This window comes from Niabella aurantiaca DSM 17617 (assembly GCF_000374125.1).
Classification (GTDB): domain Bacteria; phylum Bacteroidota; class Bacteroidia; order Chitinophagales; family Chitinophagaceae; genus Niabella; species Niabella aurantiaca.
In genome coordinates this window covers 79,076-101,522 of sequence record NZ_KB893637.1, presented here as the reverse complement: position 1 = coordinate 101,522, position 22,447 = coordinate 79,076, and the positions used below count along the sequence as shown (strand labels likewise).

Here is a 22,447-nt window from a genome sequence, read left to right as displayed (position 1 = left end):
TTCGGCCGATCCTTTTAATTTTGCGCGCAATTCTTAAAACAATAACTAAATATGAAACAAACAATCCCGATCTTCGTCCTGGCTGTAGCATTGGCTGCCTGCGGAGGCGCCTCGAGCGACCAGGCCAAAACCGAAGGAAAACAAGAAGCCGCTGCGGCTACCGGCAACACCTATGCCATTGATACCGTTACCACCACAGTTGACTGGCGTGCTACGCACAAAGGTGGCTTTGCCCCGCGCTTTGGCATCATCAGCGTAAACGACGGTTCTCTTTCCGTTGAGAACGGCGCCATTACGGCCGGCAGCTTTATCATAAACGTGGGTGGTTTAAAAGTAGACACTGCATCGGTTACAGAGCCCGACAAAAAAGCGGCTGATCTGGAAGCACACCTGAAAAGCGCTGACTTTTTTAATGTGGCCCAATACCCGACTGCAAAATTTGAGATCACGAAAGTGGCTCCTTACGACAGCACACAGCAAAAAAGCCTGTTACCCGGCGCAACGAACCTGATCAGTGGTAACCTGACCTTAAAGGACAGCACTCTGAACATCACATTCCCGGCGCAGGTCATCATTACAGACAGTGAGGTAAATGCAAATGCAAAATTCACTATCGACCGGAGCGCGTGGGGGATCAGCTACAAAACGGATGGCAGCCCGGAGAACTGGATGATCAGCAAGGATGTGGAAATCGGGTTTAACCTGAAAGCCGCGAAGAAATAGATCATGAACCGTTTTTAGTGAAGAGTTTTTAATGAATGGCGAAATGTTGCCAACAGACAGGCTACAATCGGACTGCTCCTGCCGGCATCATCGACAGTGAACCCTCACACCTCACTAATAACTCCTCACCAGCAACTTTTCACTAATAACATCTCACTAACAACTCCCCACTACTCCAATACCCAAAAGAGGCCGTCTTAAAGCAAGGCAGCCTCTTTTCTATTCCGGCAACCTTCCAATAAGAAATATGAAGATCCGGGGTTGCTTCCGTTCTATTGTTTGGCAAGATTAAAAGAACCGCCACCATTATCTGCATCTCCGTGTCCCCATGTGCCGGTAATCGTATTATTGGTCTGGGTGCCCGTGAACGACATCTTTTCATTATAATAATCTGTTACGCTGAATACCAACTTATTGTTAGCAAGGGTATAACTGCCTTTACACTGGTGCTCAGCAGGTGCAGTCAAATCGCCAAAGAACAACGTTACATTTTTGTTTTCGCTAAACTTAATGGCAAGCGGATCGGGCCCGTTGTTCTTAACAATAAATGTTCCGGACCAGGTACTGTTGGCAAGAGCATCATGGGAAGTAACATGATCCTTTTTGCAAGATATGGCTGCAGCAATCAACACAAAACTCAGTGTTATGAATAGTCGTTTTTTAAAGATCATCATTTGAGGATTTTATAGTTTTATTTATCCGGGAACACCGTTTTTCGATGATCCCCTGTTAAAGAATGGATGCAAATTATAGCGGTGTACCGCTGTTACTGACGGGCTTTAACGGAACGGCTGTTTGGGTTAATAAAACAGACAAGCTGGTTAAGCGGGGTGGCTTGTCATTGTCACGCAGCTTTTATGTGAAGAATATGGATCTCCAAATAAATTCCACACAGCCTGAAGCCATGCCTCGGTGCTATATATTCAATACGCTCCTTTTATGCTACGGTTTATACCTGTGCTCCTATGTGGTCTCAATCGAACGCTGATTTGAAGCAATAGGGCATCAACATTCTGTTTCGTTAATCCGGAAGCGCTCTTTGTTAATTCCACCGGCTGAATCTTCTTCCGGCAATACATCTTTACAGGACTAAACTTTAAAAATCAGAAAAAATGAAAAATGTCCTAAAAAACTCCTGGGTCGCCCTGGGACTTGTCACAATGATCTTCACAGCATGCAAAAAGCCCGGTAGTATTGTGAACAAAGGGTTTGATGCCGCGCTTTTTGCGAAGAATATGCGGGAAAGCCTCAATGAAAAAACGGTCGGCTGGTCCTTCGCCATTTCCCAGAACGGGAAGATTGTTCAATATGACGCGGGCGGTTATGCACGCCTCAGTACGAATAACACCAAAATAAAGTACACCTACACCACCCGCCAGGCCATAGGCAGCTGCAGCAAGACCATCTCGGCGCTGGCGCTCCTGGGCGCACTGGAAGCAAAAGATCTTGATGAGTACGCTTACCTTGCAGACCTTCTGCCTTCATCATGGGATATTGCCGCAGAAAACCGGAAGATAACGGTGATGGACATGCTTACGCATAAAGCGGGTCTTACCTACTTCGGCAACGACTATGCTTCGCTGCGCAAAACGCTGAAAACACCCACTACGGGCTTCGGTTATCTTACCAAGAAGAAATATGACAACGTCAATTATCTTCTATGCCGTGTTTTGATTCCATGCGTGGTAAACGGCCGGGAAAATTATGCGAACATGACCGATGAGCAGGCCGATGAGGCGGTATCGCAGGCCCATCGTGATTATGTACGCGAAAAGATCTTTAAAGTAGCCGGGCTGCCGGACTGGCAGAAGATCAATATTGGCCCCTGGAACGCCAACGGCACCATCAGCGAAGCCGCTCCCGACCGCCAGATGACGATGTATTATAATTATTCCAAACCCTCGCTCCCGGGCATCATGGCTTATACTACCTACAAGGATGCCGGTGCAGGAGGCTGGTTCATCAACGCTCCCGAGATGGCGCAGGTGCTGCTGACGGCCGAGGCCGGAAAATATGTATCGGGCCTGATGCTGGAAAAGATGAAGGATCTGCTCATGGGGTACGATGGCTTTGTTTCCGGCGAAAGGGGTGATTATTACTGGAAAAACGGCTACTGGTATGATGACCAAAAGCGTGGTATTTTTACCGTAATCATGCACTTCCCCAACAATGTGCAGATAGCATGGCATACCAATTCTATCCAAACCGATATCGGGGATCCAATGGCAATAGCGGGCAAGGCCTACGATAATGCGTGGCGGTAGGCTTTACAGGAATATTTTGAGGTATTATTTTTATACCATAGATCATCTCCAGGAGGTAGCGGGCTCTTTAAACACCAGGATCCCGCATGGATCAGATAATCCAGTTCCTATTTTTCGTTTCCCGGGTTGGCCCAGGTTCCGGCAAAAGGAGTCCCGCCGCATTCAGGACCCCTTCCGCTTTAATACCCGTTCTGCCGCCTCCGCCGCAACAATAAGCCCCCCTGCCATCATGATGATGTCTTTGAGCACCAGCCGCCCGGCTCCGGACAAATAAGGGAAACCATGCTGCGGCGTTGGCCCGTCTCCGCCCAACGCCGGCACATAGACCTCGGGAGTCGTTATCAGAAATGAGAGCGTTACCAGCGACATCCCAAAAGTGAGCAATCCGCCTGCAACACCGGTCCGGGGCAACCAGATCCCGGCGAGGGTCAAAAATCCGATGAGTACAATAACCGCACCCAGCCCGTAGGAGAAAGTATAGGTCCCATTTGCCCGGTGCCATTCAATATTTTTGTGCACCACTTTACCTTCGGGATTCTTGTGCTCCTTATATTCCGCGGGCTTATTATAAAAAAAGCGCATAAGCGGGCTGTTGGCCACAAACGGAACAATGCCATCCGCTTCATAGGAAAGCGCTTTAAGCCCCCCGATCCAGGCCATCACAATAAATATAGCGATCCGCATCCCATGTACCAACCAGGTACGGCTTCGGACCAAAAAAAGAAGGAACCGGTTCATATTCCTATGGTTTTTATACCATTCAAAAATAGAACATCCGCGCAGCCCGGAACATGGACAAACCCGGCTTTCCTATAGATTATTTTGCCACAATGGAAATACCCGTTTGTTCCCTGAAGTAGGTGGGTGCACACCCCGTATATTTTTTAAAATACCGGCTGAAGTAAAATACATCGTCAAATTCCAGTTGAGCGGCTATTTCCTTAACAGATCTGCGGGTGAGGTGCAGCAGTTTTTTTGCCTCAAGGATCACCCGGTCCTGGATCAGTTGCGACGGTGTTTTCCCAAACCGGCGGCGGATCTTTTTACTAAAAGCATCAACCGACAGGGAAAGCTGTGCTGCATAAAAAGCAGGTGTCCGCTCTGTAAGGTAATGCTGCTCCAGCAACTGCTGAAAATCACGATCGCCCGCAGGTACCGGCATCTGCATAGTTCTTTTATCCAGGAATGCCCTTTTCTCCTTACTGCACAAAGCCAAAACCAGTTGCAGGTATGCCTTAAGCACCGCCGCCGAAAATACCGCACCCACCCGCTGCTCTTTCTCGATTTTTGAAAACACGGTGCCTACTTCGTCAAATACAGCCGGCGCCAGCCGCACATGCGGCACCAGGTAGATATTATTAAACAACAATCCATTGCAGGCCACTTCTTCTTTATGATACTCGATACAGTAAAAATCACCATGGAACTCCAGCTGCTGCATCGTTGTTAAAGGGGCGCCCTTCCATTTGAAATGCTGATAGGGTGCCAAGCACAACACTGTTTTTCCCGAACACATATATTCCGTCAGGTCTACCTCAAAACGGCCCTGCCCTTCAAACACTACCAGCTGGTAAAAGGGTGATGAAAATGGCCGCTGAAAATGGCGCCCTTTCCTTTTGTAAACATTGATCAGTGCCTGCTCTTTTTCCATATTGAATATAGATAATTTAACCTGAACGCAGATGGCAGAGAAGCCGGTTCTCCTGCTCCCCCACTGCCCGGCGGATCAGCTCCGGTTATTCGTCAATGTGGTGAAACCACTTTCAACCCGACAATAGAAGCGATCAGGGTCGTAATGAAAAACAATCGCCAGAAGGTGGCCGGCTCTTTAAATATCAGGATCCCCATCAGCGCCGCGCCCACCGCGCCAATTCCTGTCCACACGGCATAAGCCGTTCCGATGGGCAGTCCCTGGATGGCTTTCATCAGCAGCAGCATACTAACGGTAATCGAAACCAGGAAGCCTGCGTACCACCAGTAAACTTCCGCACCTGTGGCCGTTTTGGCCTTTCCCAAACAGGAAGTAAAGGCCACTTCAAACAACCCCGCAATGATCAGAATAATCCAGTTCATAATTTTTAATTTCCGGCAAAATTCTATTGAAATACGAAAATATAATTTTACAAATGATAAATAATCTCCCGGTTCAGCGGATCTCCGACCGGATCCTGCTCAGGCTTACCTGTGTAATGCCCAGATAGGAGGCAATATGGCTCAGGGGTACCCGCTGTAGCAGCGCGGGGCTATCGGCCATCAACTCCCTATATCGCTGTGCCGCGGTTTTAAATTGCCGGGAGATCAGCCGCTCCTCCGTTTTGATCAGCTCCTTTTCAGCAAACTTCCGGCCCCAGTTGGCGATCTGCAGGTCTTCACGGTATAGCTGTTGCAGCTCCTCCGCCCGCAGTACATACAGCACACAGGGTTCCAGCAATTCAATGTGCTCATAACCGGGTTTGCCGGCTACATAACTGTTCATCGACACGATGGTCGCTCCCTCGCTGCCGAACCAGAATGTAATTTCATGGTCGTCTTTATCGGCATAGGCCCTTACTATACCGCTTTTGATAAAATACAGGCAATGCTCAACCCTTCCTGCCTTCATCAGCAGAAGATTTTTGGCAAAATTGGTTTCATAAACCCGCTGCACGATCTTATCCCTCGACGATTCCGGCAATGGCAGTACCTGGTCCAATATCTGTGTAAGCTGCATCACTCCTGATTATAAAAGCAACTAAATTAAACTATTTCCGGGTTCTGTCCTGCAATAAAAAGAAGCTCAAAAATCAATCTATAGCGTATCGTCATGCTATCCGGGCCTTCGCATGCGCGCCCATATACCGGCCTGTACAACCTTCACAGTTTACGAATAAGATCTGCGTTGCCCTGCTGCTATCCGACGGCCAAAATTAGCCGGGCGCATATGCATTCAGTCCCTTTGCCTGTACAGCGATTCCCAAAGCGGCTCCCCGGGTTTCCCGGGTCATCAAAACGATGCGGTTTCATCAATATCAAAGTCGGCTACCTGCCGTTTCAAATTCCTGATCCGTTTCTTCCACACATTAAAGGATAAAAGGATCAGCTGAAACATGACCACCGAGCTAAATGCCAGTATGAGTCCTTTCTCTTTTGTAAAATTTATAGTTGATGTAAAAAAGGTAATGATAGAAATGCTGTACAGGAAGGCGATGATTACAGAAAAAACCGACAGGCGTTTTACGCGTATCAGGTACTCCTGAACACCGTCTTTCAAATTCGCTTTCCTTACAGGCTTTAATAGGAAAATAAAACTGATCACATCATTGGCAATATATAACAATAAGCCTGCGATCAACGCCAGGTTTGCGTAAAAGGGCTTTTTGTCTCCATCAAACCAATCATAGTAGATCACTAAGATAAATAGCAGGACAATGATTTCAACAACCAGCTTGGTTCTTATTTTTTTTACGGAGGGGTGATTGATCATCCTGGTCATTCGCTGCAGGTCTGCTTCGCTTTTATATGAGCCCCCGGTTCTTTGCCATCCCGATTTCAATTCATTTAGGTCCATGATACTTATTTTAATAGTTCTTTCAATTTATTTTTTATCCTGTTTAAACGCACGCCCACATTCGTTACACTCAAACCCGTTATTGCTGCAATCTCTTTATAATTAAAATCTTCGAGATAGAGCGCGATAATGGCTTTTTCCGAATCGTTTAGAGTGCGTAAGGCCGAAAACAGCCGTTCCGTATGCTCCGGGACCTTCTTTTCTTCGGATGGATGAATCCCTTCGGGCAGTTCCCGGTAATAATCAATCGCGATCGATGGCTTCCGGTAGATGGTAAGGGCTGTATTAAGGGCAACCCGGTAGATCCATGTGCTTATTTTAGAGGCTCCTTTGAATGCAGGATAAGATTTCCAGAGCTGGTAAACGATCTCCTGGAATAAATCTTCCTGATCCTCCCGGCGATCCCTGTACAGGTTGCAAATTTTATAGATGATCTTCTGATGCTCATGGATGGCCGTTAAAATTTCTGCGCCCATGCGATCCTGATTTGTAGTCATTCAGTTATTTATGATGCCCTTAAAAAATCCTGTCTTTGACTATATAAGTTGCTTATTTGGTTAAAATCTTACAGATTTATCAGGCAATGTTAATAAAAGGGCATTAAAAAAAGCTGCCGGCTTTCGCGCGACAGCTTTTCAGTATCTGAACGGACCCGGTTATTCTGATTTACCAGAATTTTCCTGATCCAGTTTCTTCCGGATATCCGCCAAAGCGCTCAGGTCACCCAGGGTAGCTTTTTCAACCTTGCTCTGGATGTTCTTCACTGCTTTTTTGGTCTTTTCCGCTTCAGCGCGTGCATCTTTCTTCACAGATTCTCTTTCTTCGTATGCAGATTGCTCCCAAACGCGGGTATGAGACAATACAATGCGCTTTTCATTCCGATCGAATTCGATCACCATGAACGGAGCGGTTTCATCCAGGTTCACAGACTTACCATCCTGTGTATTCAGGTGACGGTTAGGAGCAAAACCTTCCAGGCCATAAGGCAGCTGAACAGTAGCACCTTTATCGTCCCTGCGTACAATGGTTCCTTCATGCACACTGCCGATGGCAAAAGTGTCCTGAAGGGTATTCCAGGGATCTTCCTCCAGCTGTTTGTGTCCCAGCTGCAGCTTGCGGTTGTCTTTATCAATACCCAGGATCACCACGTCGATGTTTTCGCCCACTTTCGTATATTCACCCGGATGGTTGAAGCGTTTCAGCCAGCTCAGATCGCTGATGTGGATCATACCACCAATACCCTGTGCCAGTTCCACAAACACACCATAGTTCGTAATGTTCTTCACTTCACCGGTATGTTTGGTACCTTCTGCAAAGCGGATCTCGATATCGCTCCATGGGTCTTCTGTCAGTTGTTTGATAGAAAGGCTCATTTTGCGGGTATCTTTATCCAGGGTTACGATCTTCGCTTCGTGCTCATCGCCCAGCTTGAAGAAGTCTTTGGCATTTACAGGAGTGTTTGCCCATGTAATTTCACTTACGTGTACCAGACCTTCCACGCCCGGAGTGATCTCCAGGAATGCACCGTAATCTTCAATATTTACTACTTTACCTTTCACGGTATTGCCTTCCACAATGCCTTCCGGTAATACATCCCACGGATGCGGGGTCAGTTGCTTCAGACCCAGGCTGATGCGTTTTTTCTCATCATCAAAATCCAGTACCACCACGTTCACTTTCTGATCGATCTTCAGTACTTCATTCGGATGCGAGATACGGCCCCATGAAATATCAGTGATGTACAGTAAACCATCCAGTCCGCCCAGGTCCATGAACGCACCAAAGTCGGTGATGTTCTTAACAGTACCTTCCAGTACCTGGCCTTTTTCCAGCTTACCGATGATCTCTGCACGTTGTGCTTCGATATCGCTTTCGATCAGCGCTTTGTGCGAGACTACGGCGTTCTTGATGGTTTCGTTGATCTTCACCACTTTAAACTCCATGGTCTTACCCACAAACTGATCGTAGTCGGTAACCGGCTTCACATCGATCTGGGAGCCCGGCAGGAAGGTTTCCATACCAAATACATCCACGATCAAACCACCTTTGGTCTTTGAAGTAACCTGTCCGGTAACCACTTCTCCTGTTTTGGCCACCTCAACAATGCGCTCCCATGCACGGGTAGTGCGGGCTTGTTTCCGGCTCAGGTTCAGGTGACCATCGCGGTCTTCTTTTTCAACGATCATTACTTCCACTTCATCACCCACGTTCAGGCTGGGCAGATCGCGGAATTCATTCAGGGAGATCAGACCATCGCTTTTAAAACCGATGTTCAGCACCACATCTGTGTTAGTGATCCCAACAACGGTACCGTTGATCAGCTCACCATCGTTCAGCTGTATGAAAGTGTTTTCATACACTTTATCATACTTTTCTTTTTCCTCCTTGGAGTAAGAAGAAACATTGCGCTTGTCTACGCTCCAGTCAAAATCATCGTGCGCGCCTTCCTGTTCAGCAGGCAGGGCTTCTGCAGCAACGGGTGCCTCGGCAGGTTCAGCTTCGGCTACAGGTGCAGTGGTTGTCGCTGTAGATGCTTCTTCTACCGGTTGTTCGGCAGCGCCCGCATTCTCCTGTGCATCAGCGTTTAATTGTTTAAAAAATAATTGAAACATAATAAAATCCGAAGGTTTTTTAATTCGGACTGCAAAGGTACGAAATCCCGAAGGAATAGCCTAATCGGCGTTACAGATCTAACTTATTGATTTTCACTTAGTCATCGGCAGTACTGCTATCGGCATCCTTGCGTCGCACCCTTGGGCTGTGAAATAAGGTCGACAGTTTTGTGCCGGCATCCGGGGACTTAGGCGACTTGAAAGACCGGTCCCCGGCATCGCCTAAGTCATCGCGCGCCGCGAGGGCTCGCCGAGATTGAATACCGAATGCACTTCTTTCGTAAATTTGGCAGTGGTCCGGGTCGGACATTTTAGCGATGCGAAAACAAAACCCTTATGTATAAAATACGCTACTTCCTTGCACTCCTTTTGCTAACAGCCTGTGGACAAACAGCAGCGATCAAAATTGATCCCGATATCAAAAATACAAAAACGAATAAGCACATAAATATTCCGGGTACCAGGCTTTACATGATACCCCCACCCGGTTTCAATGTGAGTTCAACATTCATAGGGCTTCAGAAAGGAGAAAGCGCAATTATAAATATCTACGACTTAGTGGGTGGAAATATAAACACCAATGCGGCCACGTTTAGCCAGGCCGAATTTGAAAGACAAGGAGCAAAGGTCATTGAATTTAAGGCGATCAGCGTAAATGATTTCCCTGCAAAATATATTCAAATGCAAGGAGATCCGGTGACTAAAGGACAATCACTTGTTTTTGGTGATACAACTTTTACAACAATGATCATGACATCGTATCCGGCTAATGATGAAAAAACGGGCAACGACATCATTCAGTCGTTAAATACCATTTATTATGACAAAAACAAAAAGATCGACCCCTTTGAAGCAGCAAACTTCTCCATAGATGACAAAGCCTCAAAATTCAAATTTTCTCAATACGCCGCAAATGTTTACGTCTACACAACCGGTGGCGTTAACACTGAAGAAGACAAAGACGCGCCCGTTGTTTTGATTTCACAGTACCCAAAAGAAGAAACCATGACTGGAAAAAGTTTGACAGACATGTTGGTTAACAAGATACAACAAAAAGGGATAACCATCCATGGGCGAAAAAACACATTTATCGGAAAAATAAACGGATACGACGCCTATCAAACAGAGCTGTATGGACACATGCAGGGCAACTACAGCCTCTTGTATTATTGTGTTTTAATAAAAGGAGACAAAGTTATTACAATACAGGGTTCATCAAAAAATAATATGGCGGCCAACCTGGAGGAGTTCAAAAAAATGGCACGGGCAGTTAAAATAAAATAAGCAGCAACAAGCCCCTATCCATATACACCATCTTAAAAGACAAACAACAAACAGGAAAATGAAACAGCACGCTTTTGCAAACCGCGCAAAAGAAATATTAAAACCCGACGACAATATTATCGGACTGGCAGTTGCCGGGTCCTGGCTTACAAATGAACTGGATGCATATTCCGACCTTGATCTGATCCTTGTAACGAGGCAAAAAATCACCGACACCAAAAGCCGCATGCTTCACTATGCAAAAAAGCTGGGCAATCTTTTGTCCGGGTTTACCGGAGAGCATGTTGGCGAACCCAGGGTCTTCATTTGCCTCTACGACAACCCGCTCCTGCATGTTGACCTGAAATTTGTAACACTTGACGAGTTTCATGATCGTATTGAAACACCAACGATATTGCTCGACAAAAACGGACAACTTGAAAGTGCCATTAACAACTCCCAGGCAAAGTTTCCCTACCCGGACTATCAATGGATTGAAGACCGCTTCTGGATCTGGATACATTATGCCTTGCTGAAAATAGGCCGGGGCGAATATCTGGAGGCCTATGATTTTTCCGCTTTTTTAAGAATGACGGTGCTCGGCCCCTTACTGCATATTAAAAACAAGACACTGCCCCGTGGTGTAAGAAAGGTAGAAACCGAATTATGCACCAGCGACTTTAACCAGCTCAAACTCACCATTCCCGATTACGACAAACGATCCTTATTAAGTAGTTTAAGGAACGCGGCCCTATTATACAGACAATTGCGAACAGACCTTTACAATAACAAGGTCCAGCTTCAAAGCGAAACGGAAGTGAAAGTAATGCATTACTTTGACGAAATTGAGCATAAAAAATAAAGCGGGGCTGTCCATAACAGGGCGGGCGGCTTCCGGAAAAAACCATTACACAATACCCACCATTCTTAATTTGCTATCAGATGACATTTGTAATTGTGCATGACTGCGTTCTTCACAACTGTTGCTGATCTTAAGGCGCGCATTGACCGGCAAACTTTATGCTATTGGAAATGATAACCGTTTCACCGGTATTCCTTTATCTGACACACAACATTATCGCCAGACAGATACATAATTGTATATGGCACCAATAAATTATGCGTATATTTATACCTGCTGCCCAATTTTAAAACAAGACTGCAAACAGCATATGACGACTCCGGAACATAGAAAAAGGCTTTGCCGGACAACTGAAATTAACAACAATTGGGTTACCATTTCAACAACATTTAATGATGCAAAAAATCACTGGACAGAGCTAAAATAAACCCGATTAAAGATCGTTACTCCGGCCGAAACAAAACGGGATGACGACATCATTACCCCGTACAAATGCCGGGGCCCCGGGCCGTTGTACGCGATTTAAGACAACTTTAAAAACAGAAATATGATCAGATTTTCAATTTTATCAGTTCTAGTTGCTTTGGCAGTACTGTTACATTCCTGCAAACAGGAAACAAAGGAGACGGCTGCTCCCCTGATTGATGTGAAAACATTTTTCAAAAACGGAGAAAAAAGCACATTCCGGATCTCACCCGACGGAAACTATTTCAGCTATCGTGCGGATTACAAGGGAAAGACCAACATTTTTGTACAAAAAGTAAGCGACAGCACCGCCGTTCGTGTTACCAATGACACCTTGCGGAGCATTTTCAATTATTTCTGGAAAGGCGATAAGATCGTGTATGCGCAGGATATTGGCGGTGATGAGAATTTTCAGCTCTTTTCCGTAAATGCCGATGGAACAGATTTAAAAGCATTGACGCCTTTCCCTGGTGTGAGAAGCGACATCATCGATGCCTTGCTCAACATTAACGGAAAAGGAAAAGAACTGATCGTACAAATCAACAAAAGAGTAAAAGAATACTTCGACCCCTACCTTTTGAATATAGAAACCGGAGCACTGACCTTGCTTTACGACAACAAAGAGAACTACGATAGTTGGGTTACCGATAACAATGGAGTCATTCGCCTTGCCTCAAAAACAGACGGTGTAAATATTACCTGGAACTATCGCAATACGGATAAAGACCCTTTTACACCACTGCTTAGGACCTCATTTAAAGATTTTTTTTCACCGGCGTCTTTTGATAAAGACAATAAAAATATTTACGCCCTCAGCAATATCGGCCGGGACAAAGTGGCCCTGGTCGAATACGACCCGGCCACCAAAAAAGACGTAAAAGAATTGTATGCCGACAATAATTATGATTTAAGCTCCATCAAATACGACCGGAAAAAGCAAGCCTTAACTTCGGTTCATTGGGAGGCAGAAAAACAGGAAGAACATTTCTTCGACAAAGAATGGGAAGCGATCCAAAACGGTTTGGATCAAAAATTTGAAGGTTACGAAACCGAGATTGTAAGCTACAATGATGCCCGGACCAAGGCCATTGTTGCAACAAGCAACGACCGGGCGCCGGTTAAATACTATATCTACGATTTTCAGACAAAAGAGACCAATGAAGTCGCCAATCCGTTTCCCTGGATCGAAGAAAAACAAATGAGCCATGTAAAACCCATTACCTACAAATCAAGAGACGGTTTAGAAATTCATGGTTATTTAACGCTTCCACTTGGTTTAGCGCCCAAAAACCTGCCCGTTGTGGTAAATCCGCACGGCGGTCCCTGGGCAAGGGACGGTTGGTATTACAATCCGGAAACACAATTTTTAGCTAACCGGGGCTACGCCATTTTACAAATGAATTACCGGGGAAGCACCGGTTACGGAAAGAAATTCTGGGAAGCTAGCTTTAAACAATGGGGAAAACAAATGCAGGACGACATAACCGATGGCGTGGAATGGTTGAAAAAACAAGGCATCGCTGATGAAAAACGCATCGCGATCTATGGCGGCAGTTATGGCGGCTATGCAACACTTGCCGGCATTACATTTACACCCGATTTATATGCAGCGGCCGTCGATTATGTGGGCGTAAGTAATCTGTTTACATTCATGAACACCATTCCGCCCTATTGGAAACCCTATCTGGACCAGCTTCACGAAATGGTTGGTGATCCTAAAAAAGACAGCTTGCTGCTTGCAGAGGCGTCGCCTGCCCTGCACGCAGACAAAATTAAAACCCCGTTGTTCATTGCACAGGGGGCCAACGATCCAAGGGTCAATAAAGCAGAAAGCGACCAGATGGTAGCCGCATTAAAAAAACGTGGTATAGACGTGGAATATATGGTAAAGAACGACGAGGGCCACGGTTTCCATAACCAGAACAATCAATATGATTTTTATGGCGCTATGGAGAAATTTTTGGAAAAATATCTAAAGCCAAAAAAATAACCGCCTTCGCCATGGCGCGTGTACGCACGTGCCATTTTAATTACAAAAATATTTCAAGCTTTCAGGAGACCTGGAAAGGACGATCAGGGGTGGGGTCAGGTGCCTTGCTTCTTTAACCTTGATGGCGCATTGGCATACCATTTACGGTCATAGCGTACAAAACAGGATAGCCACAGGCTTCTCGCCATGCGCATCAGCACCGGCTGCAGGGCAATAAGAAAGACCGCATTAAAGATCAGCCAGTAAATCCACCGGTCATCATAAATGCTCAGCCCGATAATTGCCCACCAGATCACCAGGGTAACAACGCTCAGGGCTACCGCCAATCCATAACTCACATAACCGGCACCAAAATAAAAACCGGTCTCCAGTTCAAACGGCTGCTTGCAAACCGGGCACTCCCGGTACATACGCATCGTGGTCTTTAGATGGTAGGGATTCTTTACTTCAAACATATTGTGCCTCCTGCACCTGGGGCATTTGCAAGCCACTACATTTAAATAACTGGGTACGCTGTCTTTTTCCTTGCCGGTTGCGGCTTCAATAGTATCTACAGATTCCATATTTAGAATTACTTTAAAAATTGTTTCCTGAATTCATCGGGTGTGATCCCTTCATATTTCTTAAAAAAGCGGTTAAAATAAGAATTGTCCTGGAAATTAAGCTCATAAGCAATTTCCGCAACGGTCCGGTCTGCATTGATCAACAAACGCTTTGCCTCCAGCAGCACCCGGTTCCGGATCAGTTCCCCTGCCGTTTGTCCCAGCAGATCCTTACAAAGCGCGTTCAGATGATTGGGAGTAATGTACAACAGATCCGCATACTCTTTGGGCAGCCGCACAGACCTGTAATGCATATCAATTAACCGGCGCAAGTTGTGTAAAACAACCTTTTTTTGCTCCGGAAAGCTTTTGGCCGGCTGGTCTGTTATTTCGCCGCCGATCAGTAAAAAGATCTGCAGTAATAATATCCGGCCCAGATCCGGCGATGCGGCCGGTGCCGATGTGCAGCTGATGAGCTCTTCAAAAAGCGCCGGTATTTTCCCGCGCAGCGGGGGCGGCAGTTGAAAAACGCTTTCGGTGCTCACCCCGCTGAAAAAAGAGAACCGCTCCAGGAAATACGGATCGAACAGGAAATCCCTGAAGAAATGATCGGGAAAATTGACCACATAGCCATCCACAGCAGATTGAAAATGCCAGCTGTGCACCTGGCCCGGGATCATGCAATACACCTGGAAGGATTTTACCTCAAACCGGTGAAAATCGATGGTATGGCTGCCTTTACCCGAAGTAAAAAGTACCATATGATAAAATGAATGCCGGTGTGGCCGGTGCAAATGCTCATAATGTTTCTCCAGATAAGCAGAAAGATGCTCTACCTGAAAGTCGATCTGCTGCTGCGGCTCCTGAACCAGGCTCCGGATCGAATAAACAGGTATTTTTTCTTTCTGCATCATGAATATTGAGTGCCGCAAAGGTACAAAACCATCGGCCCACAATACAGACCAAAAACAGGTATTTATGGTACTTTTTACCGATTGATCATTTTCCGGTGGATTCCCGCTCAATAAGTACGGAGTCCATATTGACCTTTTCGGGGATGTAACGGGCCGGTTTTTCCAGCGCCAGGATCAGTTGCTGCACAGCTGCCTGGCCTATTTCAAAAGCCGGTTGGGTAATGGTAGACAATGACGGTTTCAATAGATGGGCAGTGGGCATATTGCTAAAGCTCAGCAGCTTCAGTTTCCCCGGCATGTCGATCTTATGCTTTCTGCAAATATCATAGGTGATCAGCGCGTGCGTTTCTACGGATGTAAACAGGCCGTCGGGTGCGTTTTTTTGTAAAAGAGCGTTTTCGATCAGTGTGGCATCATGAGCGGAATCTTTTTTGCTGGTCAGGATCCACTCCGGGCGCACTTCGATCCCTGCATCTTCCAATGCCTTTTTATACCCGTTGAGCCGGTCGATGCCTATGGATATCTTATCCGATACCTGGCAATGGGCGATCCGCCTGCACCCCTGCTCGATCAGATAGCGGGTGCCATTATAAGCGCTTTCATAATTATTCGTAGTAATGATCGTGCTGTCGAACCCTTCCGCTACACGGTCAAAAAATACCACGGGCACTCCTTTTTCCTGTAGGTGCATCAGGTGTTCCGTATCATCAATCGGGCTTGTAAGGGAGATCACCACGCCATCTACACGGCCATTGGTCATGTGCCGCACCACATCTTTTTCGTATTCGGGGTTTTCGTTGGTAATATAGATCAGTACATGATACCCCTTTGCATGTGCGGTTTCCTGTATTCCTTTGATGGCAAAAATGAAAAAGTTATTGATGATATCCGGAACCACCACTGCAATGGTCTTGCTCTTGAACTTCCGCAGGCTGCCGGCATAGGGATTGGGCTCATAATTCAGTTCCCGCGCCAGATCCATTACCCGCTTCTTTGTATCGGCACTGATCTCGTGGCTGTCGCGTAATGCTTTTGAAACAGTGCTTATAGAAAGATGTAAAAGAGACGCCAGTTTTTTTAAATTGATCGGTTCCATGTTCATCCCTACCCCTTTTTTATAAATCCTTTTCAGGGATGAAGATAAGAAATTAATGATGGCAAACAACCCATCCGGAACGATGGGGGCCATTAATTACGGAAACGTTGCCGGGAGAAGGGTTTAACGGCAGTTCCTGTTCGATGCCCTTTCTTTGGTTTCAGGTTTAAAGTTCCACATTTGGGACCATTATTCCCACACTTTCACATTCCCACATTTTCAAATTATCAAATTCCGACAGCTAACTCAAACGGTAGCAGCAACGGGTTGTACTTTTACTGGCAGCTTTATACTTTTGTTTTTCGGCTTTTTCTTTTTCAGCTTGTTCAGCCAGATAAGGGTACCTGTAACAGGCAGGCTGGTAGCAATGAGACAGCAAATAAAATAAAGGATCTTTGAGAACAAACCGTAGATCTCTCCTGTATGAATGGGGCGGATGCTGGCTGCTATTTTTTGTCCCGCAGTTTTCGAAGCATAGAGCTCCTTTTTCAAAACGGCACCATCATAAGCGTCAATCATGATCCGGTCGGTGGCAGCACTGTTCCAGGCAGCTGCATCATTCTTGGAAAAGCTGAAAGCACCGGTGCTGTCCGCCGGAAAACTCAAACGCGTCGTTCCGGTATAAGGCAGCTGATTGTTACCGATCTCCAGCACTTCGTCTGCCCGCAGCATCACCGTTCCGGCGGATACAGACTTCACAGGTTTTTCTCTTTTTGCGCCAAAGACTTCCGCTCCCAGCACTTTTGAAGCACCTTTTTTATACCAGTCGAACGACCAGCACAAACCGGTGAGCGCCATGATCAGCAAAAAGATAAAGGAATAAAAACCCAGCACATTGTGCAGGTCATGATTGATGCGTTTCCATTTTCCCGAAAACAGGATCACAAATCCCTGCTTCCAGTACCGGAGCCTGCGGGGCAACCAAAGAATGATCCCCGAAAGTAAAAGCAGGGTAAAGATGATGGTGGCTATGCCAACGACCACCCTTCCGGTCGATTGTTCCATTAACAGCCAGCGATGCAGTTTCATCATGGTCATAAAAAAACGGCTGCTCCCGGTTTCTGTATCGCCGGTGATGGTCCCTTTATACGGGTTTACGAGCACGGTCTTGCCACGTCCTTTTCCCTTTCCTTTTGTCTTTACGGAAAATGACCAGGCCTTTTGCGGAGCTACAGGAATGGTAACCCCCATAACCGGGCTTTTCTGCGCTTTCTCCACCATTGCCACCAGCGAACCCAGCGGCTGTGCCAGCAGGCCGTCCTGGTAATCAACAAAATACACTTCTTTATTTACCCGTTCCTCGATCTCGGTACGGAAGGTGTAAATGGTTCCTGAAAGACATACCAAAAAAAGCACGATCCCGCTGGCCAGTCCAAGCCAGAGGTGGATGTCGTTAAAGAATTTCCTGAATTTTCCCCGCTGCATAGGCCGCAAATTTATCGGACCGGAAGTTGCTGCATTTACGAAATCGGGAAAAAATTTAAACCGGGCCGTTTACTTGGCTGCAGCCAGCTTCTTTAACAGGATCCTGAATCCCTCAGGGTCATTTATGGGAAGTGCCGCCGCATGTATCGCAATGATGGCGCCCCGCGGATCAACAAGGAAGGAAGCCGGCAGGGCGCTTGCATTCCACCGGTAGGCCACACTTTTTTTGAGATTGGCATCGTCGATCAACTGAGGCCAGGTCATTTTGTCGTTTGAAATGGCATTTCTCCATCTTTCTTCATCGGTATCTACAGAAATGCCCAGGACCTCGAAAGGCAGCTCCCGGAACCGGTGGTACCGCTTGGCCAGCCGCCGGTTCTCGACCCTGCAGGGTACACACCAGGAAGCCCAAAAATGTACCAGTACGGTCTTTCCTTTGTAACCGGCCAACGAAACAGGGATCCCGTTCTTGTCCGGCAGGGTGAACGGAACGGCAGGAATGGGCGTCACAATGGCTTGCGCAATGGTGCCGGCCATTGATAACAAAAGCAGCATCCCTGTGATCATCCATTTCATTGCGGGAATTGCTTCTTCCTTTATAGCTGTTTTACAGCCGTATCGGCTTTTGTACGCTCATACTGACAACAGGCATGCAATTTTTCATAGGCTTTGTCGCTTCCCCGGATCTCCCGGGTATCATAGCCCGCACCGGCTACGGCCTGCTGGATTTTATGGCTGTTGGTCTTTTTTGCATTGTAGGTCACCGCAAGCATTTTTGTGGGGATATCCCAGACCGCTTCTTTGGCTCCCGCTGTTTTTGCGGCTTTTTCGATGTTCTTTTTACACATTCCGCAATTGCCCGAAACAGGAATTTTTTCATTTTTTGTCTGGGCATTTGCGCCGGAAGCGGCAAACACCATCACCGTTCCTAAAAGGATTGCTCCAAGTATTTTCATATTCATAATGTATTTGACCTGATCAATAGTATCGGAAAGACTCCGTTTTTGAAGAACAGGTTGTATGGAAGATTGTTCACCCCTCCCCTGTTAATTTACAAAACCCCAGAAAACGCCCAGGCGGATCAGCAATCCCGGGTATGGATAATCCGTTGCGGCAAAATTATTGTTGGTAAAGCCCCAGCTGCCGTCAAGATTACGGAATGTGTTGAGGTTCTCCGCCCGTACAAAGGCTTTAAAGGAATTGATCCGGAAATTGAGGTAGGCTGCAATCGTAGGCAGTTTGTACTGTACGGTCTGGTCATCCTGGTAAAAGAACTGGCCCAGGATCGGTGAATATCCGTCGCCTTTGTAATTTGTACGGTATTTTGCCTCCAGGCCCATGGCGATGTTGAGCTTCGGAAAACCCAGTTTTCCTTCATAGCCCAGGCGGTTCCGTGTATAAATGGTGGGAATATGCAGAGGGGCACCGCCTACCACCTGCTGAAAATAAACCTCGGTGCGCCATTTCCACTGTTTGGTTTTTCCGGCCTCAAACACTTTGTTCACCCCGATCTGCAACACGTTAAACAAGGAATTGTACTGGTTGATCTTATAAAAATCGGTGTAATACGAATAATTGGTCATCAGGTAGTAATGACCGGAAAGACCCAGCTTCAGCAGCGGCTGGTAGATCGTTGCATACAGGTGGCTGATATTTTCTTTTTTAAGATCCGGACTCCCCTGCATCAAATGAAAACTGCTGATGGGATTTTGCATTACAAATGAAGGCGTCCGGTTTACATTTTGCGCGCCCAGCAACAGGCTCCCGATCTTTTTTCCAAGCAGGCTCTGCACGCTGGCACCCAGTTCATAATCCCCCGCATTCATTCCCGCAAAATATATCTTTCCGTTGGCCATCATGTCCCATTTCTGGTTCTTTGTGCGGTTGCGGTATTCTCCATGGCCAAAGATGTTGTAAAAGCTTTCCTTCTGGCGCCCGCCGATCAGCTCCAGCACACTTTCCCGCTGCAGGGTGTCAAACACACCCGACAGGTTCTGGATACCTGCGCCCAACTTGATAAACTGCTGGGTGTTCTTAGCATCCGGAAAGGTATAAATAGAGAAATCATTGACCATCTCCTTCCAGTCATCCCGTTTCGAAAATGTTGAAGAGCTGCTTTCCGTCAGCGGGTAATCATAGTGATCCTGGTAATAGGGCGCGTCCGGAGCCGCATCCGTAAACATAAACGTGTATTTGCTGTACCGGATGGTATGCTCCAGGCGGATCCTGGGAAAAAACAGCGGTATCACCGTACTGTCTGTTACCAGTGAATCTTTACGTCCAAGATCAAATTGCTGACGCATGAGCGCGTTGAAGTCGGCATATCTGTTCCCGGTAGCGATATTGGTATTAAAGAAGTCGGCAGAATAACGGGTGCCACCTCCCAGGCGCACGGGGATATAGTCCCTCCTGGCATAGTCCACACTATCGATATAAGAGCTGTTGGTGACCCCTCCGTTCTCTGTATTCTGTAATTTATTGGCAGCAATAATGATGTAGTTGTTATACCGTTTGTCTTTGGATTGCACCCAATTGGTAAGATAATAACTGTTATGGGCCGATTTCTGGTTCTGGAACAGTCCGGGCGAATTCAGCAACCGGTAAGCAAAATGCGTGTTCCAGTTGGGCCGGAAGTTTTGCGTATGCATCAGTTCAATAAACTGTTCGGAGCGGGTACCCAGCATGTAGTTCAGCTCGGAGTAGGGGCGGGTCGCCGTAAAGAACCGTGCTTTTTCGACCGTGTATTTATAAATATCAAATGCATGAAACCCCGGATCCCAACCGGCCTTCATGTTCGGTGCAAAAACATAGGATTGGGCCGCATTTCCAAAATTACCCAGGTAATTGTATTCTGCCGGCATGGGATAATACCGCGTAAAATCATTGATCGAAGAATCCATCTTATAATTCCGCAATGTATCCAGGTACCGGTAAGAAATGGTGATGGAATCTTCAAATTTATTTCTCCTGGCCAGGCTGTCGTTACCGGAGCCGGCATTTTTAATACCCCGGAACCGGTTACCAACCCCTCCCAATGGATCCTGTGCCTGTGCGCAGATCCCCGTCATAACAAGAAATAAAACAAAATAAAACTTCATCTATTGAATTTATGCGCGGGCTACCATTTCCGTAAATAAATGCGCCAGTTTCGGTTCTGCCGCCCTGGCTGCTTCGAGCACCTCCTCATGGGTGATCACATTCTCCTCTTCGCGAATGCCCAGGTCCGTAATAATGCTCACCGCAAAAACATCCAGCCCCATGTGGTTGGCCACGATGGTTTCCTGCACAGTGCTCATTCCTACCGCATCTGCCCCCAGTATATGGATCATCTTATACTCGGCCCGTGTTTCAAAGGTAGGGCCGGTTACCGCATAATAAACACCTTCCTGCACCTGAATACCGGCCTCCCGGCAAATATCCTTAGCCCTTGCAATGAGGCCCTTTTTATAAGGCTCGCTCATATCCGGAAAACGGGTGCCCCACGCGTCTATATTCTTTCCAACAAGCGGGTTGGGCGTACCAAAACTGATGTGGTCATTGATGATCATGATATCACCTACGGAGAAATCGGGGTTCACTCCGCCGGCGGCATTGCTCAGCAGCAGCTGCCGTATTCCGAGCAGTTTCAGTACCCGTATGGGAAAAACAACATCCTGCGGCGTGTACCCTTCGTAAAAATGAAACCGGCCGGCCATCGCCACCACCTTTTTGCCCGCCAGCTCTCCAAAGATCAATTTACCGGAATGCCCCTTTACAGTGGATACCGGGAAATTGGGAATCGCCGTATAAGACACTTCTTTTTCAACAGTAATCGCCGCAGCAAAATTGCCCAGCCCGCTGCCCAGTACAATACCAACCTCCGGGGCCACCGGATATTGCGCCTGTAAAAAAGCAACGGTTTCCCGGACCTGCTCCACGATGGATTCTGACATAGATCTCTGAATTAAGTGGGAGCAAATATAATGAAACTAACAGCTATACACGCTTCCGGTAAAAGAATCCGCTGTTTCTTTTAAAACTCTTAACATTCAAAACCTTAGCTGGTTTGCAGCTCCGGACCAGACAGCCCTTCACCGGTCTCAGCCCTTGCTCCGCAAAGCGGCGATCTTTTTCTCAAGTCCCGCAATTTTATCGCCTGTCTTTGAAATGTTCCGTTGCATGCCGGCCAGGCTTGTGGTGAGCTTTTCAGACTTATTATTACTGGAAGCAGCACTTTTTGCTGCTTTCTTCGCCCTCCGCGCCAGTTTTTGATCGCCCGGGTTCTTTGCCATCTTTTGGGAATAATCTTTGCTTTCAGCAGCCGATTTTGCAGCATCCCTGTTGGCCTTTTCCAGGTCATTCTGAAGCTTCACCAGCTTGTTCTGGTACTCGGCAAGGTTCAGCTTTTGCTTGTTCAGTTCTGTTGTTTGTTTCAGGATCTCTTTGTGCAGTTTCAGGATCTTAATGGAATCTGCGGAAACGGATTGCGCCTGCGTAACGGTAGCAGTTGCCAGCAGCAGGGCCAGCATCAGCAGCAGCCCGGGTGTGTTATTTTTCATTTTTCTCAAGATGTTTTTTTAAAGATACGATTTTACGAAAGACAACGATATCTTACGGGAGGTTGCAACCGGTGGTGTTTGCCTTTTGTTTCACAACCGTTAACCGGAGTTCACAAATGATATATACAGGGACTTCCTGCAGAAAATATACCGTGAGATGCACGGGCACAGAAAAAGAAACTCCATCCGAAAGTTTCCTCTGAATC

Annotated in this window: 22 protein-coding genes; 5 read left to right on the top strand and 17 right to left on the bottom strand. The window is 46.8% G+C overall.

Translation table 11 applies throughout. The features are described 5' to 3' along the window. The first annotated feature begins 51 nt into the window (after positions 1 to 51). Positions 52 to 723: a YceI family protein gene (locus B160_RS0114120; RefSeq protein WP_018628574.1), complete on the top strand. Its 672-nt coding sequence runs from the start codon at positions 52 to 54 to the stop codon at positions 721 to 723. Between the two features lie 272 nt (positions 724 to 995). Here B160_RS0114120 and B160_RS0114115 read toward each other — a convergent pair whose 3' ends face one another. Continuing rightward, positions 996 to 1,397: a hypothetical protein gene (locus B160_RS0114115; protein ID WP_018628573.1), complete on the bottom strand. Its 402-nt coding sequence runs from the start codon at positions 1,395 to 1,397 to the stop codon at positions 996 to 998. Between the two features lie 438 nt (positions 1,398 to 1,835). Between B160_RS0114115 and B160_RS0114105 the strand changes: the two genes are divergently transcribed. Further along, positions 1,836 to 2,987: a serine hydrolase gene (locus B160_RS0114105; RefSeq protein ID WP_018628571.1), complete on the top strand. Its 1,152-nt coding sequence runs from the start codon at positions 1,836 to 1,838 to the stop codon at positions 2,985 to 2,987. Between the two features lie 162 nt (positions 2,988 to 3,149). Here the strand turns inward: B160_RS0114105 and B160_RS0114100 are convergent, their stop codons facing one another. The 7 genes from B160_RS0114100 to rpsA form a co-directional block, all read right to left on the bottom strand. Next, positions 3,150 to 3,725, bottom strand: coding sequence for a DUF417 family protein (locus B160_RS0114100; protein WP_018628570.1), 576 nt, complete (start codon positions 3,723 to 3,725; stop codon positions 3,150 to 3,152). Positions 3,726 to 3,804: 79 nt separating this feature from the next. Continuing rightward, positions 3,805 to 4,638, bottom strand: a complete 834-nt coding sequence (locus B160_RS0114095; protein ID WP_018628569.1) for a helix-turn-helix domain-containing protein — start codon at positions 4,636 to 4,638, stop codon at positions 3,805 to 3,807. A gap of 92 nt (positions 4,639 to 4,730) precedes the next feature. Then, positions 4,731 to 5,060, bottom strand: coding sequence for a DMT family transporter (locus tag B160_RS0114090; protein ID WP_018628568.1), 330 nt, complete (start codon positions 5,058 to 5,060; stop codon positions 4,731 to 4,733). Positions 5,061 to 5,133: 73 nt separating this feature from the next. Then, positions 5,134 to 5,697, bottom strand: a complete 564-nt coding sequence (locus B160_RS0114085) for a Crp/Fnr family transcriptional regulator (RefSeq protein WP_018628567.1) — start codon at positions 5,695 to 5,697, stop codon at positions 5,134 to 5,136. 273 nt (positions 5,698 to 5,970) lie between these two features. Next, positions 5,971 to 6,534 carry a hypothetical protein gene (locus B160_RS0114075; RefSeq protein WP_018628566.1) on the bottom strand — a complete coding sequence of 188 codons (564 nt, stop codon included), beginning with the start codon at positions 6,532 to 6,534 and terminating at the stop codon, positions 5,971 to 5,973. A gap of 5 nt (positions 6,535 to 6,539) precedes the next feature. Next, a complete protein-coding gene (locus B160_RS0114070) occupies positions 6,540 to 7,031 on the bottom strand; it encodes an RNA polymerase sigma factor (RefSeq protein ID WP_245562218.1) in 492 nt (163 codons plus the stop codon). A gap of 159 nt (positions 7,032 to 7,190) precedes the next feature. Then, complete coding sequence (rpsA, locus tag B160_RS0114065; RefSeq protein WP_018628564.1) at positions 7,191 to 9,146, bottom strand: 30S ribosomal protein S1; 1,956 nt, start codon at positions 9,144 to 9,146, stop codon at positions 7,191 to 7,193. Between the two features lie 336 nt (positions 9,147 to 9,482). On the opposite strand from rpsA, the gene B160_RS0114060 reads away from it, so the two are divergent. From B160_RS0114060 to B160_RS0114050, 3 genes are all read left to right on the top strand, one after another. Next, positions 9,483 to 10,430 (top strand): hypothetical protein, encoded by a 948-nt coding sequence (locus tag B160_RS0114060; protein ID WP_018628563.1) that lies wholly within the window; start codon positions 9,483 to 9,485, stop codon positions 10,428 to 10,430. Between the two features lie 58 nt (positions 10,431 to 10,488). Beyond that, entirely contained in the window at positions 10,489 to 11,271 is a 783-nt protein-coding gene (locus B160_RS0114055) for a hypothetical protein (RefSeq protein WP_018628562.1), read from the top strand. A 583-nt stretch (positions 11,272 to 11,854) separates the two neighbouring features. Then, complete coding sequence (locus B160_RS0114050; protein ID WP_211218079.1) at positions 11,855 to 13,726, top strand: S9 family peptidase; 1,872 nt, start codon at positions 11,855 to 11,857, stop codon at positions 13,724 to 13,726. Between the two features lie 95 nt (positions 13,727 to 13,821). On the opposite strand, the gene B160_RS0114045 is transcribed toward B160_RS0114050, so the two are convergent. From B160_RS0114045 to B160_RS0114005, 9 genes are all read right to left on the bottom strand, one after another. Next, positions 13,822 to 14,289 carry a hypothetical protein gene (locus B160_RS0114045; protein WP_018628560.1) on the bottom strand — a complete coding sequence of 156 codons (468 nt, stop codon included), beginning with the start codon at positions 14,287 to 14,289 and terminating at the stop codon, positions 13,822 to 13,824. Between the two features lie 8 nt (positions 14,290 to 14,297). Beyond that, on the bottom strand, positions 14,298 to 15,182 hold the full coding sequence (locus B160_RS0114040) for an AraC family transcriptional regulator (RefSeq protein WP_245562216.1): 885 nt from the start codon (positions 15,180 to 15,182) through the stop codon (positions 14,298 to 14,300). An 85-nt stretch (positions 15,183 to 15,267) separates the two neighbouring features. Further along, positions 15,268 to 16,284, bottom strand: a complete 1,017-nt coding sequence (locus B160_RS0114035; protein WP_245562214.1) for a LacI family DNA-binding transcriptional regulator — start codon at positions 16,282 to 16,284, stop codon at positions 15,268 to 15,270. Between the two features lie 240 nt (positions 16,285 to 16,524). Next, positions 16,525 to 17,703, bottom strand: a complete 1,179-nt coding sequence (locus B160_RS29150; protein WP_018628557.1) for a PepSY-associated TM helix domain-containing protein — start codon at positions 17,701 to 17,703, stop codon at positions 16,525 to 16,527. Between the two features lie 69 nt (positions 17,704 to 17,772). Beyond that, the gene (locus B160_RS29145; RefSeq protein WP_018628556.1) at positions 17,773 to 18,279 is read right to left on the bottom strand and encodes a peroxiredoxin family protein; all 507 of its coding nucleotides are present in this window, start codon (positions 18,277 to 18,279) and stop codon (positions 17,773 to 17,775) included. Positions 18,280 to 18,299: 20 nt separating this feature from the next. Next, positions 18,300 to 18,659, bottom strand: coding sequence for a heavy-metal-associated domain-containing protein (locus B160_RS0114020; protein ID WP_157558060.1), 360 nt, complete (start codon positions 18,657 to 18,659; stop codon positions 18,300 to 18,302). Positions 18,660 to 18,749: 90 nt separating this feature from the next. Beyond that, on the bottom strand, positions 18,750 to 20,801 hold the full coding sequence (locus B160_RS0114015; protein ID WP_018628554.1) for a putative porin: 2,052 nt from the start codon (positions 20,799 to 20,801) through the stop codon (positions 18,750 to 18,752). Positions 20,802 to 20,810: 9 nt separating this feature from the next. Then, positions 20,811 to 21,635 (bottom strand): purine-nucleoside phosphorylase, encoded by an 825-nt coding sequence (locus B160_RS0114010; RefSeq protein WP_018628553.1) that lies wholly within the window; start codon positions 21,633 to 21,635, stop codon positions 20,811 to 20,813. 147 nt (positions 21,636 to 21,782) lie between these two features. Continuing rightward, positions 21,783 to 22,241 carry a hypothetical protein gene (locus B160_RS0114005; protein WP_018628552.1) on the bottom strand — a complete coding sequence of 153 codons (459 nt, stop codon included), beginning with the start codon at positions 22,239 to 22,241 and terminating at the stop codon, positions 21,783 to 21,785. Positions 22,242 to 22,447 lie beyond the last annotated feature (206 nt).

What these genes read in the sequence shown, in the direction of transcription:
- B160_RS0114120 (WP_018628574.1), top strand. Translation starts at nt 52, where the DNA reads ATGAAACAAACAATCCCGATCTTCGTCCTGGCTGTAGCATTGGCTGCC.
- B160_RS0114115 (WP_018628573.1), bottom strand. Translation starts at nt 1,397, where the DNA reads ATGATGATCTTTAAAAAACGACTATTCATAACACTGAGTTTTGTGTTG.
- B160_RS0114105 (WP_018628571.1), top strand. Translation starts at nt 1,836, where the DNA reads ATGAAAAATGTCCTAAAAAACTCCTGGGTCGCCCTGGGACTTGTCACA.
- B160_RS0114100 (WP_018628570.1), bottom strand. Translation starts at nt 3,725, where the DNA reads ATGAACCGGTTCCTTCTTTTTTTGGTCCGAAGCCGTACCTGGTTGGTA.
- B160_RS0114095 (WP_018628569.1), bottom strand. Translation starts at nt 4,638, where the DNA reads ATGGAAAAAGAGCAGGCACTGATCAATGTTTACAAAAGGAAAGGGCGC.
- B160_RS0114090 (WP_018628568.1), bottom strand. Translation starts at nt 5,060, where the DNA reads ATGAACTGGATTATTCTGATCATTGCGGGGTTGTTTGAAGTGGCCTTT.
- B160_RS0114085 (WP_018628567.1), bottom strand. Translation starts at nt 5,697, where the DNA reads ATGCAGCTTACACAGATATTGGACCAGGTACTGCCATTGCCGGAATCG.
- B160_RS0114075 (WP_018628566.1), bottom strand. Translation starts at nt 6,534, where the DNA reads ATGGACCTAAATGAATTGAAATCGGGATGGCAAAGAACCGGGGGCTCA.
- B160_RS0114070 (WP_245562218.1), bottom strand. Translation starts at nt 7,031, where the DNA reads ATGACTACAAATCAGGATCGCATGGGCGCAGAAATTTTAACGGCCATC.
- rpsA (WP_018628564.1), bottom strand. Translation starts at nt 9,146, where the DNA reads ATGTTTCAATTATTTTTTAAACAATTAAACGCTGATGCACAGGAGAAT.
- B160_RS0114060 (WP_018628563.1), top strand. Translation starts at nt 9,483, where the DNA reads ATGTATAAAATACGCTACTTCCTTGCACTCCTTTTGCTAACAGCCTGT.
- B160_RS0114055 (WP_018628562.1), top strand. Translation starts at nt 10,489, where the DNA reads ATGAAACAGCACGCTTTTGCAAACCGCGCAAAAGAAATATTAAAACCC.
- B160_RS0114045 (WP_018628560.1), bottom strand. Translation starts at nt 14,289, where the DNA reads ATGGAATCTGTAGATACTATTGAAGCCGCAACCGGCAAGGAAAAAGAC.
- B160_RS0114040 (WP_245562216.1), bottom strand. Translation starts at nt 15,182, where the DNA reads ATGATGCAGAAAGAAAAAATACCTGTTTATTCGATCCGGAGCCTGGTT.
- B160_RS0114035 (WP_245562214.1), bottom strand. Translation starts at nt 16,284, where the DNA reads ATGAACATGGAACCGATCAATTTAAAAAAACTGGCGTCTCTTTTACAT.
- B160_RS29150 (WP_018628557.1), bottom strand. Translation starts at nt 17,703, where the DNA reads ATGCAGCGGGGAAAATTCAGGAAATTCTTTAACGACATCCACCTCTGG.
- B160_RS29145 (WP_018628556.1), bottom strand. Translation starts at nt 18,279, where the DNA reads ATGAAATGGATGATCACAGGGATGCTGCTTTTGTTATCAATGGCCGGC.
- B160_RS0114020 (WP_157558060.1), bottom strand. Translation starts at nt 18,659, where the DNA reads ATGAAAATACTTGGAGCAATCCTTTTAGGAACGGTGATGGTGTTTGCC.
- B160_RS0114015 (WP_018628554.1), bottom strand. Translation starts at nt 20,801, where the DNA reads ATGAAGTTTTATTTTGTTTTATTTCTTGTTATGACGGGGATCTGCGCA.
- B160_RS0114010 (WP_018628553.1), bottom strand. Translation starts at nt 21,635, where the DNA reads ATGTCAGAATCCATCGTGGAGCAGGTCCGGGAAACCGTTGCTTTTTTA.
- B160_RS0114005 (WP_018628552.1), bottom strand. Translation starts at nt 22,241, where the DNA reads ATGAAAAATAACACACCCGGGCTGCTGCTGATGCTGGCCCTGCTGCTG.